Source organism: Nocardia sp. NPDC051900, from assembly GCF_044452545.1.
In the GTDB taxonomy this organism is placed as follows: Bacteria; Actinomycetota; Actinomycetes; order Mycobacteriales; family Mycobacteriaceae; genus Nocardia; species Nocardia sichangensis.
Genome location: NZ_JBITBU010000007.1, coordinates 360,319 through 377,299, shown reverse-complemented (window position 1 = coordinate 377,299; position 16,981 = coordinate 360,319). Strand labels below are relative to the sequence as shown.

Annotated in this window: 1 protein-coding gene (cut by a window edge); it reads left to right on the top strand. The window is 70.6% G+C overall.

The window, feature by feature from the left end; translation table 11 throughout:
* The coding region annotated (locus ACIA5H_RS14720) for a non-ribosomal peptide synthase/polyketide synthase (RefSeq protein ID WP_397076464.1) crosses the window boundary (this coding region is incomplete at its 5' end): on the top strand, window positions 1-16,981 show 16,981 of its 31,533 nt. 14,552 nt of the annotated region lie to the left of the window's left edge.

Here is a 16,981-nt window from a genome sequence, read left to right as displayed (position 1 = left end):
GGTCGCGCTGGTGCGTTCGGACGCGCGCACCGGCGACCAGCTGGTGGGTTATGTGGTGCCGGCGAACGGCGCGACGCTGGACGTCGAGGCGTTGCGCGCGCATCTGTCCGCGCAGCTGCCGTCCTACATGGTGCCCGCCGCGATCGTGGTGCTGGATGCCATGCCGTTGAACCCGAACGGCAAGCTGGATCGCCGCGCGCTGCCCGAGCCGGTCTTCGAGGCGCGGGAGTTCCGTGCGCCGTCCACGCCGGTGGAGGAGATCGTCGCCGATGTCTTCGCCGAGGTGCTCGGCCTGGCACAGGCCGAACGCGCGGTCGGCTTGGACGACGACTTCTTCGACCTGGGCGGCAACTCGCTGATCGCCACCCAGGTGGTGGCCCGACTCGGCGCCGCGCTGGACACCAGGATCCCGGTCCGCACGCTGTTCGAGGCGCCGACCGTGGCGGCGTTGGCCGTGCGGGTGGAGGCGCACCAGGGCACCGGCCGCCGCCGGGAACTCGCCGCGGGCCCGCGCCCGTCGAAGATCCCGCTGTCGCTGGCCCAGCAGCGCATGTGGTTCCTGAACCGGTTCGACAACCAGACCGCGGTGAACAACATCCCGCTCGCGGTCCGGCTCACCGGAACTCTGGACACCGAGGCGCTGCGCCAGGCCGTGGCCGACGTGGTCGACCGGCACGAGGTGTTGCGGACGGTGTACCCGGAGACCGCCGATGGCCAGGGCGTGCAGGTCGTGCTGCCCGCCGGGCACAGCGCGGTCGACCTCACCCCGATCGAGGTGTCCGAGGCCGAGATCTCCGAGCGGATCAGCGAACTGGTGCTGACCGGCTTCGACGTCACCGCCGAGGTGCCGGTGCGCGCCGCGCTGTTCCGCATCGCGGGCTCGATGGACGGCTCGCAGCCCGACACCCACGTGCTGGTGTTCGTGGTGCACCACATCTCCGGCGACGGCTGGTCGGTGCGCCCGCTGGCACGCGACGTGATGGTGGCCTACTCGGCGCGTTCGCGCGGCGAGGCGCCCGCGTGGGCTCCGCTGCCGGTGCAGTACGCCGATTACGCGCTGTGGCAGCGCGAGACGCTGGGGTCGGAGGGCGACCCCGCCTCGCTGATCGCCCAGCAGGTCGCGTTCTGGTCCGACTCCCTGGCCGGGCTGCCGGATCAGCTGGATCTGCCGTCGGACCGGTCGCGTCCGGCGGTGGCGTCCAACCGCGGCGGCGTGTACGAGTTCGCGCTCGACGCGCAGCTGCTGCGCGAGCTGAACGCGCTGGCCCGCGCGAACGGCGCCAGCCTGTTCATGGTGGTGCACGCGGCGTTCGCCGCCTTGCTGGCCCGGTTGTCCGGCAGCGACGACATCGCCATCGGCACCGCGGTCGCGGGCCGTGGCGAGGCGGTGCTCGACGACGCCATCGGCATGTTCGTCAACACGCTGGTGCTGCGCAGCGCGGTCGATCCCGCGATCGCGTTCACCGAATTGCTTGCGCGCACCAAGGACACCGACCTCGCGGCGTTCGCGCACGCGGACCTGCCGTTCGAGCGGCTGGTGGAGATCCTGAACCCGGCGCGCTCGCAGGCGCGGCATCCGCTGTTCCAGGTGATGCTGTCGTTCCAGAACACCGGTGAGGCCACCTTCGAGCTGCCCGGCCTGGAAGTGGCCGGGGTGCCGCTGGACGTGGTGACCGCCAAGTTCGACCTGCACCTCAACCTCGCCGACCGGTTCGACGCCTCGGGCTCGGCCGACGGCATGACCGCCGAATTCGCTTACGCCACCGACATGTTCGACTCCGACACCATCGCGGGCGTCGCGTCGCGGCTGGTGCGGATGCTGACGGCGATCGCCGCCGATCCGTCCGTGGCCGTCGGCGATGTCGAGTTGCTCGACAGCGTCGAGCGCACCGAGGTGCTCGAGCGGTGGAACGACACCGCGCACCCGGTCGACCCGGACGCCACCCTGGTGTCGATGTTCGCCGCGCAGCTGGCGCGGACCCCGGACGCGACCGCCGTGACGTTCGAGGGGACGAGTCTGTCCTACGCCGAGTTCGCCGCTAAGGTGAACCGCCTGGCCCGCCACCTCATCTCGCTGGGCGTCGGCCCGGACTCGATGGTCGCCCTGGGCATGCGCCGCTCGATCGAGCTGGTGGTCGGCATGTACGCGGTGAGCGTCGCCGGTGGCGCGTACGTGCCGCTGGATCCGGACCATCCGGCCGACCGCACCCGCTACGTGCTCGACACCGCGCAGCCGGTGTGCGTGCTCACCACTTCGCGCGACGAGTTCGACGCGGGCGCTACCCCGGCGATCGAGATCGATGTGGCGTCGCTGGCCGGGTACTCCGACGAGCCGGTCACCGATGCGGATCGCCGTGCGCCGCTGCGCCCGTCGAACACCGCGTACGTGATCTTCACCTCCGGTTCGACCGGCCGCCCGAAGGGTGTGGCGGTCTCGCACGCCGCGATCGTCAACCGTCTGGTGTGGATGCAAGACGAGTACGGCCTCGACGACACCGACGTGGTGTTGCAGAAGACCCCGGCCACGTTCGACGTGTCGGTGTGGGAGTTCTTCTGGCCCTTGCAGGTCGGCGCGCGCCTGGTCGTCGCGAAGCCCGACGGCCATCGCGACCCGGCCTACCTCGTGCAGGTCGTCACCGGCGAGCGGGTCACCACGGCGCACTTCGTGCCGTCGATGCTGTCGGTGTTCGTGGCCGAGGAACGCGCCGACGAATGCACCAGTCTGCGCAACGTCTTCGCCTCCGGTGAGGCGCTGCCCGCCGCCACCGCGCAGCGGATGCAGGAACTCACCGGCGCGCTGCTGCACAACCTGTACGGCCCGACCGAGGCCGCGGTCGACGTCACCTATCACGAGGTGACCGAGGCCGACACGGTGTCGGTGCCGATCGGCGCTCCCGTGTTCAACACCCAGGTGTACGTGCTGGATTCGCGCCTGCACCCGGTGCCGGTGGGTGTCGCGGGTGAGCTGTATCTCGCGGGCGCGCAATTGGCCCGCGGCTACGTCGCGCGTCCCGATCTGACCGCTGACCGGTTCGTGGCCAACCCGTACGGCGCGCCGGGCGAGCGGATGTACCGCACCGGCGACCTCGTCTCCTGGACCGACAAGGGCGAACTGGAGTACTTGGGCCGCACCGACTTCCAGGTGAAACTGCGCGGTCTGCGCATCGAGCTGGGCGAGATCGAGTCGGCGCTCACCGCGCTGGACTCGATCGCCCAGGCCGTGGTCGTGGTGCGCTCGGACGAGCGGCTGGGCGACCAGTTGGTGGCGTACGTCATCGCGACCGCTGGCCGCTCGGTGGACATCGAGGGCGTGCGTTCCGAGCTCGGCGGCGAGCTGCCCGCCTACATGGTGCCGTCGGCGTTCGTCGTGCTGGAGGCGTTCCCGCTGAACGCCTCCGGCAAGCTGGACCGTAAGGCGCTGCCCGCGCCGGTGTTCGAGGCCAAGGTGTTCCGCGCGCCGTCCACCCCGATCGAGGAGATCGTGGCGGGCACCTTCGGTGACGTGCTCGGTGTCGCGCGGGTCGGCCTGGACGACGACTTCTTCGAACTCGGCGGCAACTCGCTGCTGGCCACCCAGGTGACCGCGCGGCTCGGCGCCGCGCTGGACACCAGGCTCGCGGTGCGCGACCTGTTCGAGGCCTCCACCGTGGTGGCGCTGGCCGCCAGGGTGGAGCGCAACGCCGGGTCCGGCCGCGACCGGCCACGCCTGGAGGCGGGGGAGCGCCCGGCGCGCATCCCGCTCTCGCCCGCGCAGCAGCGGTACTGGTTCCTCAACCAGTTCGACACGGCCACTTCGGCGGTGGACAACATCCCGCTGGCCGTCCGGCTGTCCGGCACGCTGGAGGTGGCCGCCCTGGAGCAGGCCATCGGCGACGTGTTCGCCCGCCACGAGGTGCTGCGCACCACCTACCCGCGCTCGGCGGAGGGCCCGCACCAGGTGATCCGCCCGGCCGACCGGTCCGCGGCGGCGCTCACCCCGATCGACGTGGCCGAGGACGACCTGCTCGGCGCCGTCATCGGGTTCGCGCTGACCACCTTCGACGTCACCGTGGAGGTGCCGTTGGCGGTGGCGCTGTTCCGCATCGCGGACAACGACCATGTGCTGGCGTTCACCGTCCATCACGTCGCGGCCGACGGCTCCTCGATGGGCCCGCTGGCGCGTGACGTGATGGCCGCCTACGTGGCGCGCGTGCAGGGCGAGGCGCCGCAGTGGCAGCCGCTGCCGGTGCAGTACGCCGACTACGCGCTGTGGCAGCGCGCGGTGCTCGGATCCGAGGACGATCCGGAATCGCTGGCCGCGCAGCAGGTGGCGTACTGGCGCCAGGCGCTGGCCGACCTGCCCGATCAGCTGGAACTGCCCGCCGACCGGCCGCGCCCGCCCGCGCAGTCGTTCCAGGGCAAGGCGATCCGCTTCGAGATCGACCCGCAGCGGCACGCCCGCCTGCACGAACTGGCGCGCGCGCACAACGCGTCGCTGTTCATGGTGGTGCACGCGGCGCTGGCGGTGCTGCTGTCGCGGTTGTCGGGCACCGATGACATCGCGGTCGGCACCCCGATCGCCGGTCGCGGTGAACGCGAACTCGACGACCTGATCGGCATGTTCGTCAACACCTTGGTGTTCCGCACCCGGGTGGCGTCCGGCGAGCGCTTCGCCGACCTGCTCGGCGACGTCAAGGAACGCGACCTGGAGGCGTTCGCCAACGCCGACGTGCCGTTCGAGCGCCTGGTCGAGGTGCTCAACCCGGTGCGCTCGACCGCGCGCAACCCGCTGTTCCAGGTGGGCCTGTCGTTCCAGAACCTGGCCGAGACCACCTTCGAGCTGCCCGGCCTGACGGTGAGCGCGGTCAACTTCGACTCGCAGCTGGCCAAGACCGACCTGCACGTCACGCTGTACGACCGGTACGCCGACGACGGCACGCCCGCCGAGATCATCACCGAATTCGGTTACGCCACCGACCTGTTCGACGAGGACACGGTGCAGGGCTTCGCCGACCGGTTCCTGCGGGTGCTCGACGCGGTGGCGGCCGACGCCACGGTGCGGGTGGGCGAGATCGACCTGCTCGCGGCCGAGGAGAGCGAGCGCATCCTCACCGCGTGGAACGCCACCGACCACGAGGTCGACACGACCGCGACGCTGGTGTCCTTGCTGGACGCCACGGTGGCCGCGACCCCGGCGGCCGTGGCGCTGGTCGCCGACGAGCCGACCGGCCGTCGCGAGCTGACCTACGCCGGGCTGGACGCGCGGGTCAACCGACTGGCCCGGTACCTGATCGGCCGCGGCGTCGGCCCGGAGGACCGGGTCGCGCTGGCGATCCGCCGCAGCAGCGACCTCGTGATCGCCATGTACGCGGTCGCGAAGGCCGGTGCGGCGTACGTGCCGATCGATCCGGATCAGCCCGCCGAGCGGACCGACTACATCCTGGGCACGGCCGCGCCGGTGTGCGTGCTGTCCACCGGCCGCGACGGGTTCCACACCGCGGCGGCCGATGTCGTGCAGATCGACGGGCTCGACCTCGCCGAGTACCCGACGGCTCCGGTGACCGCGGCCGAGCGCACCGGTGCGCTGACCCCGGCGAACACCGCGTACGTGATCTTCACGTCCGGTTCCACCGGTCAGCCGAAGGGCGTCGCGGTCCCGCACGCGGCGATCGCCAACCAGTTGCAGTGGGAGACATCCGTCTTCGAGCTGGGCGCGGACGACGCGGTGCTGCTGAAGACGGCGGCGACGTTCGACCTCTCGGTGTGGGAGTTCTGGTCGGCCGCGGTTTCCGGCGGCCGCCTGGTGATCTCGTCCGCCGACGGGCATCGCGACCCGGCGTACCTGAACGAGCTGATGCGCGCCACCGGCGTCACCACGCTGCACGTGGTGCCGTCCATGCTGGACGCGCTGCTCACCGAATCCGGTGGCCGCCTGTCGGACTCGCTGCGGCGGGTGCTGGCCATCGGTGAGGCGCTGCCCGCCGCGACCGCCCAGCGGTTGCGCCGCAACAACGCCGCCGAACTACACAACCTCTACGGTCCGACCGAGGCGGCGGTGTCGATCACCAGCCACCTGGTCACCGATGCCGACGAGGCGGCGGTGTCGATCGGCGCGCCGGAGTGGAACAGCCGGGTCTACGTGCTCGACTCGCGACTGCGGCCGGTTCCGGTCGGTGTCTCGGGTGAGCTGTACTTGGCCGGTGCGCAGTTGGCGCGCGGGTACTTCGGTCGTGCGGACCTGACCGCGGACCGGTTCGTCGCCGACCCGTTCGGCGCGGCGGGCGACCGGATGTACCGCACCGGCGACCTGGTGGCCTGGAGCGCCACCGGCGAGCTGGACTACCGCGGCCGCACCGACTTCCAGGTGAAGATCCGCGGCTTCCGCATCGAGCTCGGCGAGATCGAGGCCGCGTTGCTGCGGCAGGACGCGGTGAGCGCCGCGGCCGTCGTCGCGCACACCGATCCGAGCATCGGCGATCGGCTGGTCGCCTACGTGGTGACCCGCACGGGCGCGCTGGACAAGCGGGCCCTGCAGTCCGCGCTGTCGGCCGAGCTGCCGTCGTACATGGTGCCGTCGATGCTGATCGGGCTGGAGGCGTTGCCGCTCAACGCCAACGGCAAGCTGGACCGCAAGGCGCTGCCGGAGCCCACCTTCGAGAAGGCGGTGTTCCGCGCGCCGGTCACGCCGATCGAGCAGATCGTGGCGAACACCTTCGCCGAGGTGCTGCGGCTGTCCGATCGCGAAGGCGGTGAGGCCAAGCGTCTCGGCCTGGACGACGACTTCTTCGCCTGGGGCGGTAACTCGCTGCTGGCCACGCAGGTCGCCGCCCGCCTGGGTGAGGCGCTCAACACGCGGGTGCCGGTGCGTCTGCTGTTCGAGGCGTCCACCGTCGCCGCGCTGGCGGTGCGGGTGGAGCAGCACGCCGACATGGGTGGCCGCCGTGCTCTGACGGCGGGCCCGCGGCCGGAGCACATCCCGCTGTCCCTGGCGCAGCAGCGCATGTGGTTCCTCAACCGGTTCGACACCCAGTCGGCGGCCTACAACGTGCCGATCGCGGTGCGGTTGTCCGGCGCGCTGGACGTGGCCGCGCTGCGTGCCGCGATCGCCGACCTGGTGAGCCGCCACGAGATCCTGCGGACGGTCTACCCGCAGACCGAGGCGGGACCGGTGCAGGTCATCCTGCCGCCCGCCCAAGCCGTGCCGCGCCTGGAGGTGCGGGTGGTCGCACCGTCGCAGATCGAGTCCGCCGTGGTGGCGCTGACCTCGACGATCTTCGACGTCACGACCGAAGTGCCGGTGAAGGTCGCGCTGTTCCAGATCGCCGGGGAGGGCGCGCAGACTACGGCGGACGGGTCGGTGGACTACGTGCTGGCCATGGTCGTGCACCACATCTCCGGTGACGGCTCCTCGGTCGGCCCGCTGACCAGGGACCTGATGATCGCCTACGCCGCGCGGTCGGCGGGCGAGGCGCCGAACTGGGCGCCGCTGGAAGTCCAGTACGCGGACTACAGCATCTGGCAGCGCGAACTGCTCGGCGACGAGGCGGATTCGGAGTCGCTGGCCGCCAAGCAGGTCGCCTACTGGCGCCAGGCGCTGGCCGAGCTGCCCGATCAGCTGGACCTGCCCTCGGACCGGCCGCGCCCCGCGGTGCAGTCCTTCGCGGGCGGCAAGGTCGAGCTGCGGGTGGACGCGCAAACCCATCAGGCGCTGATCGAGCTGGCGCGTGCGGAGGGCGCGACGCTGTTCATGGTCGTGCACACCGCGCTGGCGGTGCTGCTGGCCCGGTTGTCGGGCACCGACGACATCGCGATCGGCACGCCGATGGCGGGCCGTGGCGAAGCCGTTCTGGACGATCTGATCGGCATGTTCGTCAACACCCTGGTGTTCCGCACCCGGGTCGAGGCGGGCGAGGCGTTCACCGATCTGCTGGCCCGCCAGCGCGAGACCGACATCCAGGCGTTCGCCAACGCCGACGTGCCGTTCGAGCGCCTGGTGGAGGTGCTCAACCCGGTGCGTTCGACCGCGCGGCACCCGCTGTTCCAGGTGGGTCTGTCGTTCCAGAACCTGGCGCAGTCCGCGCTGGAGTTGCCCGGCCTGAGCGTGTCCGGCCTGGACATCGACACCGAGCTGTCCCAGTTCGACCTGCACCTGATCGCGACCGACCGCTACGACGACGCCGGCGCGCCCGAGGGCATCACCGGCTTCTTCACCTACGCGACCGACATGTTCGACCGCGCGACGGTGCAGGGCTTCGTGGACCGGTTCGCGCGCCTGCTCGGCGAGATCATCGCCGCGCCGCGCACCCCGGTCGGCGACCTCGAACTGCTCGACGCCGCCGAACGGGCCCAGCTGCTCACCGCGCGCAACGCGACCGACCAGCCGGTGGACACCTCCGCCACGCTGGTGTCGCTGCTGGACGCCACGGTCGCGGCCGGGCCGAAGGAAGTCGCGCTCGTCACCGAGGACGGCGAGTCGATCACCTATGGCGCACTCGATGTTCGGGTGAATCGTCTTGCGCGGCATTTGATTTCGTTGGGTGTCGGTCCGGAGTCGCGGGTGGCGCTCGCGTTGCGTCGCTCCGTTGATTTGATCGTGGCGATGTATGCGGTGGCGAAGTCCGGTGGCGCGTATGTGCCAGTGGATCCGGATCAGGCTGCCGAGCGCACGAGCTACATCCTCGAGACGGCGGCACCGGTGTGTGTGTTGAGCAACGCCGAGGCGGAGTTCGGTACCGATGTCGCGCCGGTGGTGCGGATCGATGAGCTCGACTTGTCGGGTGTGGATGCCACGCCGGTCACGGATGCGGATCGGGTCGCACCCCTGCGTCCGGAGAACACGGCGTATGTGATCTTCACGTCTGGTTCCACGGGTCGCCCGAAGGGTGTGGCGGTGCCGCACGGCGCTATCGCGAACCAGTTGCAGTGGAAGAACGTCGAATTCGGTTTGGACGCTGCGGATGCGATTCTGCTGAAGACGGCGGCGACGTTCGACTTGTCGGTGTGGGAGTTCTGGTCGGCCGCTGTCTGCGGTGGTCGCCTGGTGATCGCTTCCCCGGACGGCCACCGAGACCCGGCGTACCTCAACGAGTTGATGGCCCGCGAGTGGGTCACCACGCTGCATGTCGTCCCGTCGATGCTGGACGCGTTGTTGACCGCCGGTATGCCGAACTCGCTGTGGCGGGTGCTGGCCATCGGTGAAGCCCTGCCGGGCTCGGTAGCGCAGCGGTTCCTGCGGGAACACCCGCGCACCGAGCTGTTCAACCTCTACGGTCCGACCGAGGCGGCGGTGTCCATCACCAGCCACCGGGTCACTCTCGCCGACGAGACCTCCGTGTCGATCGGTGCGCCGGAATGGAACAGCCAGGTCTACGTCCTCGACTCCCGGCTGCGGCCGGTGCCCGACGGCGTCTCCGGTGAGTTGTACCTCGCCGGTGCGCAGTTGGCGCGTGGCTACTTCGGTCGTGCGGATCTGACCGCGGATCGGTTCGTGGCGAATCCGTTCGAGCCGGGTGCGCGGATGTATCGCACCGGCGACTTGGTCGCGTGGAACAGCACCGGCGAACTGGAATACCGGGGTCGTACGGACTTCCAGGTGAAGATCCGTGGTTTCCGTATCGAGCTCGGTGAGATCGAAGCCGCCCTGCTCGCGCTGCCGCAGATCGCGCAGACGGCGGTGATCGCGAAGTCGGATCCGAAGACCGGTGACCGTTTGGTGGCCTACCTGGTGCCTGCCGATGCCGAGGCCGGTGTCGATGTGGGGCAGGTGAAGTCCGAACTCACTGCTGGGTTGCCGTCGTACATGGTGCCGTCGGCGTTCGTGGTCCTGGATGCGTTGCCGTTGAACGTCAACGGCAAGCTCGACCGTAAGGCGTTGCCGGAGCCGGAGTTCGAGATTCAAGCCTTCCGTGCGCCGTCGACTCCGATCGAGGAGATCGTGGCGTCGGTGTTCGCCGAGGTGCTCGGGGTCGAGCGTGTCGGCGCGGATGACGACTTCTTCGCTTTGGGTGGTAATTCGCTGTTGGCGACGCAGGTCGCGGCGCGGATCGGCGCGGCCTTGGATGCCCGTGTGCCGGTGCGTGTGCTGTTCGAAGCCTCCACTGTGGCCGGACTGGCGGCGAAGGTCGAGCAGCACGCGGGGGCCGGTGGCCGCCGCGAACTGGTGGCCGGTCCGCGCCCGGAGCACATCCCGTTGTCGCTGGCGCAGCAGCGCATGTGGTTCCTCAACCAGTTCGACACCGCCTCGGCGGTGAACAACATCCCGGTGGCCGTGCGGCTCACCGGCGAGCTGGATGTCGAAGCGCTGCAAGCGGCGGTCGGGGACGTCATCGCCAGGCACGAGACGCTGCGCACCGTCTACCCCGAACAGGACGGCGCGGCGCACCAGGTCATCGTGCCCGTCGAGCGGGCACTGCCGGACTTGCGGCCGGAAGCGGTCGCGCCCGAGGACATCCGGCACCGGATCATCGAGGTGATCTCCGCCGGGTTCGACGTGACCACCGAGGTTCCGTTGCGGGCCAAGCTGTTCCGCGTCACAGATGCGAGCGGCGGGGCGGGAGCCGGCACAGCGTACGTGCTCGTGTTCGTCGCGCATCACATCAGCGCCGACGGCTGGTCGATGGGCCCGCTGACCCGCGACGTGATGCTGGCCTACGCGGCCCGTTCGGCCGGTGTGGAACCGGGTTGGGCGCCGCTGCCTGTGCAGTACGCCGACTTCAGCCTCTGGCAGCGTGACGTGCTCGGCTCCGAGGACGACGCGCAGAGCCTGATCTCCCAGCAGGCCGAATACTGGCGTGCCGCGCTGGCCGGGCTGCCCGACGAGCTGAACCTGCCCGCCGACCGGCCGCGTCCGACGACGCAGTCGTTCGCCGGTGGGCGCGTGGTGTTCCCGATCTCCGGCGAGTTGCACGGCAGGCTCACCGAGATCGCCAGGGAGCAGAACGCGACGCTGTTCATGGTGGTGCACGCCGCGCTGGCGCTGTTCCTGGCGCGTATGTCCGGCACCGACGACATCGCCGTCGGCACGCCCATCGCGGGCCGCGGCGAGGCCGAACTCGACGACGTGATCGGCATGTTCGTCAATACCCTGGTGCTGCGTTCGCACGTGGACGGCGACCTCACCTTCGACCAATTCCTGGCCCGCACCAAGGACGCCGACCTGCAGGCGTTCGCGCACGCGGACCTGCCGTTCGAGCGGCTGGTGGAACTGCTCAACCCGGAGCGCTCCACCGCGCGGCACCCGCTGTTCCAGGTGGCGCTGTCGTTCGAGAACTTGCCCGAGAGCAGCTTCGAGTTGCCCGGACTGCACGTGGGCGCGGTCGATTTCGACGTCGACACCGCCAAGTTCGACCTGTCGCTGACCATCCGCGAGGCAGGGGAGAACCCCGACGACGCGGGCATGTACGCGGAGTTCTCCTTCGCGCGCGACCTGTTCGACGACGAGACGGTGCGGGTGTTCGCCGAGCGGTTCACCAGGCTGCTCACCGCGATCGCCACCGACCGGGAAACCCCGATCGGCGACCTGCCGCTGCTGGACGTGGCCGAGTACCACCTGCTCACGCACGTGGCGGGCGAGGACGTCATGGCCACCGGCCTGCTGCCGGACCTGCTGCAGCACGGCGCGCGGCTGGACCCGGACCAGATCGCGGTGCGCTACCAGGGCCGCTCGATCACCTACCGTGAACTGGACGAGTACTCCTCGCGCCTGGCGCGGGTGCTCATCGCGCGCGGTGTGGGACCGGAGCGCATCGTGGCGCTGTCGTTCCCGCGCTCCTACGAGATGGTCGCGGCGTTCTGGGCGGTGGCGAAGGCGGGCGGCGCGCACGTGCCGGTCGACCCGACCTACCCCGAAGATCGCATGCGGCACATGGTCAACGACTCCGGCGCGGTCATCGGCATCACCGCGAGCGAGTACGTCGACCGGCTGCCGCGCGACGTGGAGTGGCTGCGGATCGACGACCCGGCGCTGGGCGAGCTGATCGAGAGCCAGTCCGCCGAGCAGGTGACCGACACCGATCGGAACGCCGTGCTGGCGATGCGTCATCCGGCGTACGTCATCTACACCTCCGGCTCGACCGGTATGCCCAAGGGCGTCACCGTGACCCATGCGGGCATGGGCGGCCTGGTCGGCGTCGCGGCGGATCTCTACCAGCTGGAATCGCACCATCGGTTCCTGCACATCTGCTCGCCGAGCTTCGACCCGTCGGTGCTGGAGTGGCTGTGCGCCGCCTACACCGGCGCGACGCTGGTGGTCGTGCCATCGACCATCATCGGCGGCCCGGACCTGGCGGAGCTGCTGCGCACCGAGCGGGTGAGCCACACGATCATCACCCCCGCGGTGCTGGGCACAGTCGATCCGGAAGGCATGGAGGCGCTCGAGGTGGCCTCCGTCGGCGGTGACGTCACCACGCCGGAGCTGCTGGCCAAGTGGTGGCCGGGCCGCAAGTACTTCAACGCCTACGGCCCGACCGAGACGACGATCATCTCGTCCTACGCCCAGCTCACCCCGGGCAGGCACATCACCATCGGCCGTCCGGTGCGCGGCATGTCCGCGCTGGTGCTGGACAACCGCCTCAACCCGGTGCCGCCGGGCGTCGCGGGCGAGCTGTACCTGGCCGGTGGCGCGCTGGCGCGCGGCTACCACAACCGCCCCGACCTCACCGCGGAACGGTTCGTCGCCAACCCGTGGAGCGACGAGGGCGCGCGGATGTACCGCACCGGTGACGTGGTGCGCTGGTTCGCCGAACCCGGCGAGCGGGCCGGCAACGCCGCGCTGGCGTCGGTGCCGTGGCACCTCGATTACGTGGGCCGCTCGGACTTCCAGGTGAAGATCCGCGGCTTCCGCATCGAACTGGGCGAGATCGACACCGTGCTGGCGAGCCACGAGGACGTCGAGTACGCGATCACCATCGGCCGCAAGACCGAGGCGGGCGCGACGATCCTGGTGTCCTACGTGCTGGCCGCGCCGGGCCGGGAGATCGATACGGCGAGGCTGACCGAGTACGCCTCGCGCACGCTGCCGCCGCACATGGTGCCGACGGCGATCGTGGTGATCGACGAGATCCCGCTGACCCCGGTCGGCAAGCTGGATCGCAAGGCGCTGCCCGAGCCCGAGCTGGCGCCGCGCGAGTTCCGCGCGCCTGCCAGCGAGGTCGAGGCCGTCATCGCCGAGGTGTTCGCCGAGGTGCTCGGCGTCGACCAGATCGGTTTGGACGACTCGTTCTTCGCGCTCGGCGGCGACTCCATCCTGTCGATCCAGCTGGTCTCGCGGGCCAAGGCGCGTGGCGTGCTGTTCACTCCGCGTGACGTGTTCGAGCGGCGCAGCGTGGCCTCGCTGGCCGAGATCGCCGCGCTGGGCGCGGGCACGGAGCAGGTGCGGCTGGAGGAACTGCCCGGCGGCGGTGTCGGCGAGATCCCGCTGACCCCGATCATGCGGCAGATCCTCGCGAGCGGCTCGTCGTATCAGCGGTTCTCGCAGACCATGGCGCTGCGGCTGCCCGAAGGCATCGACCGGGAGACACTGGTCGCCACCATCGCCGCGGTCTTCGACCACCACGACGTGCTGCGGTCGCGGCTGCGCCGCACGGGCGGGGACTGGACGTTCGAGGCCCTGCCGCACGGCGCGGTGGACGTCGACGCGCTGGTGCACCGCGTGGACCTGGCCGCCGACGCCGACGAGGCGGAGCTGGCGCGCGTGGCCACCGAAGCGCTCGACGGTGCGTTGGGCAGGTTGGATCCGGCCGAGGCCGCCATGGCGCAGTTCGTCTGGTTCGCCTTCGAAGGCGAGCGGCGGGACGTGCTGTTGATCGTCGCGCACCACTTCGTGGTCGACGGCGTGTCCTGGCGCATCCTGATCCCGGATCTGGCGGTGGCCTGGTCGCAGCTGGTCGCCGGTCAGCCGGTGGCGCTGCCTGCCAACGGCACCTCCATGCGGCGCTGGGCGCACAGCCTGGTCCAGGCGGCGAGCGCGCCGGATCGGGTCGCGGAACTGCCGTTCTGGCAGCAGGTTTCGGCCACACCGGATCCGTTGCTCGGCGAGCGTGCGTTCGATCCGGCGGTGGACACGTTCGCCACCGTCGAGCGGGTCGAGGTCACCGTGCCCGCCGAGGTCACCGACGCGGTGCTGACCGCGATCCCGGGCCTGTACCGGGGCGGCGTGAACGACGGTCTGCTCTCGGCGCTGGCCATGACGATCGCCCGTTGGCGCGGCGACGGTTCGGACGCGGCGCTGGTGAAGCTGGAAGGCCACGGTCGTGAAGAGGACGTCGTGCCGGGCGCGGATCTGTCGCGCACGGTCGGCTGGTTCACTTCGGCCTACCCCGTCCGGCTGGACGTGGCCGGTGCGGATCTCACCGACGCGTTCGCCGGTGGCGCCGCGCTCGGCGAGATCGTGAAGTCGATCAAGGAGCAGCTGCTCGCGGTGCCCGACAAGGGCCTCGGCTACGGCCTGCTGCGGCAGCTGAATCCGGAGACCGCGCCCACCTTGGGTTCGTCCGGGCAGATCAGCTTCAACTACCTGGGCCGGATGTCGGCCGGGGAGATCCCCGAGCAGCTCGCCGAGATCGGCTGGGTGCCGGTGGCCGACCTGGGTCAGCTGGATGTCGACATGGACCTCGACATGCCCGCCAACGCGACGATCGACATCAACGCCATCGTCACCGACTCCGACGAGGGGCCGCGCCTGGGCGCGTCGTTCGCCTTCCCGACCGGTCTGCTGAGCAGGGAGCGGGTCCAGGAGTTCGCCGACCTGTGGGTCGAGGCGCTCACCGCGCTGGCGACCCACGCGCGGCGGCCGGACGCGGGCGGCTTCACGCCGTCGGACATGCCGCTGGTGCGGGTGCGGCAGCCCGACCTCGAGCAGTGGGAGCGCAGCTACCCGGCGCTGGCCGAGGTGTGGCCGCTGTCGCCGCTGCAGTCGGGTCTGCTGTTCCACGCGATGATGACCCAGTCCACCGTGGACGTCTACACCATGCAGGCCGTGGTGGACCTGGGCGGCACGCTGGACGTGGCGCGGCTGCGTGCGGCGGCTCAGGGCATCGTCGACCGGTACCCGAACCTGCGCACCGCGTTCGTCACCGACGCCGACGGCCAGGCCGTGCAGGTGGTGTTGGATCGGGTCGAGGCGCCGTGGCGCGAGGTGGATCTCACCGGGCTGCCCGCCGACGAGCGGACCGCGGAACTGCGCAGGCAGGTCGCGGCCGATCAGGCGACGCACTTCGACATGGCCACGCCGCCGCTGATGCGGTTCACGCTGTTCCGCAGCGACGCCGCGCAATGGCACCTGGCCATCACCACCCACCACATCCTGCTGGACGGTTGGTCGATGCCGCTGCTCATGCGGGATCTGCTGGTGTTGTACGCGGTGCGCGGCGACCAGACCGCCCTGCCGCGGGTGGCCTCCTACCGCAACTTCCTCGGCTGGCTGGCCGGGCGCGATCGGGACGCCTCGCTGCGCGCTTGGGCGACGGCGCTGGAAGGGGTCAACGAACCCACCCAGCTCGCGCCGCAGCCGCGCGGCGCCGAGAACTACGAGATCGGCAAGGTCGTCACCGAACTCGACGCCGACCGCACCCGCCGGATCACCAAGCACGCCGCCGAACTCGGCGTCACGGTGAACACGCTGGTGCAGGCCGCGTGGGGCATCCTGCTCGGACGTCTCACCGGCCGCGGCGACGTGGTGTTCGGCGCGACGGTGTCCGGCCGTCCGGCCGAGCTGCCCGGTGTCGAGTCGATGGTGGGTCTGTTCATCAACACGCTGCCGGTGCGGCTGCGCATCGATGACCGCCAGAGCATCGGCGAGCTGCTCGGGCGCTTGCAGGGCGACCAGGCGGGTCTGCTCGAGCACCACTATGTGGGGCTCACCGACATCCAGCGGGTGGCGGGCACCGGAGCCCTGTTCGACACGCTGCTGGTGTTCGAGTCGTATCCGATGGACAAGGAAGCGATCTCGGCCGCCAGCTCGATCGACGGCATGTCGGTGACCGGTGTCGGCGTCAACGACGCCACGCACTACCCGATGACCCTGCTGGTGATGTCGGAGGCCACGATCGAGCTGACCCTGAAGTACCTGGGCAGCCGGTTCACCGCCGAAGAGGTCGAGATCCTCGCCGAACGGCTGGTGCGGGTGCTCGACGCGCTGCTGGGCGATCCGGACGCGCTGGTCGGGGACATCGACATCCTCGACGAGGGCGAACGGGCCCGGCTGCTGGTCGAATCCGGCGTCACGGCCGCGGCTTCCACGCCGGAGCCGGTGGGCCGGGTCGGCGCTCGCACGGTGTCCAAGGTGCTCGCCGAGGTCGTCGAAGAGGACCCGGACGCGCCCGCGCTGCTGGCAGGCGAGGACGAGGTCGCCTTCCACACGCTGGATCGGCGTTCCTCGCAGCTGGCCCGGGTGCTCATCGACCGCGGCGCCGGACCCGGCGACGTGGTCGCGGTGACGCTGCCGCGTTCGGTGGACAAGGTGGTCGCGGCCTGGGCGGTGCAGAAGGCCGGTGCGGCATGCCTGTTCGCGGGCGATCTCACCGCCGAGGAACTGACCGCTGCGGGCGCCGGGTTCGGCATCGGCTCGCAGGCGGTGGCCGACAGCGACATTCGCTGGCTTGCACTCGACGACGCGCAGGTGCGCGACGACATCGCCGCGGCGGCCGCGCATCCGGTGTCCTACGCCGACCGGGTCCGCCCGCTCGGCGAGGAACACCCGGCGTTCGTCGTCACCACGGCGAACGGAGTCGTCGCGATCACCCAGTCCGAGGCACTGGACGAGGCCGAACGCGTGCGCGATGAGCACGAGATCGACTACGAGTCGACCACGTACACCACCGCGCTCTCCGGCCGCCCCGCCGTCCTGGAGTTCTTGGTCTCCGCCACCGCCGGAGCCCTGTCCGTGCTCCCGACCGGCGACCTCGCGACCGACCTCACCGAGGGCGAGGTCACCCACTGGTTCGCATCGCCGGGTGAATCGACCGACGCGGCGGGCGAGGAGATCACGATCGTGATCGCGGAGTAG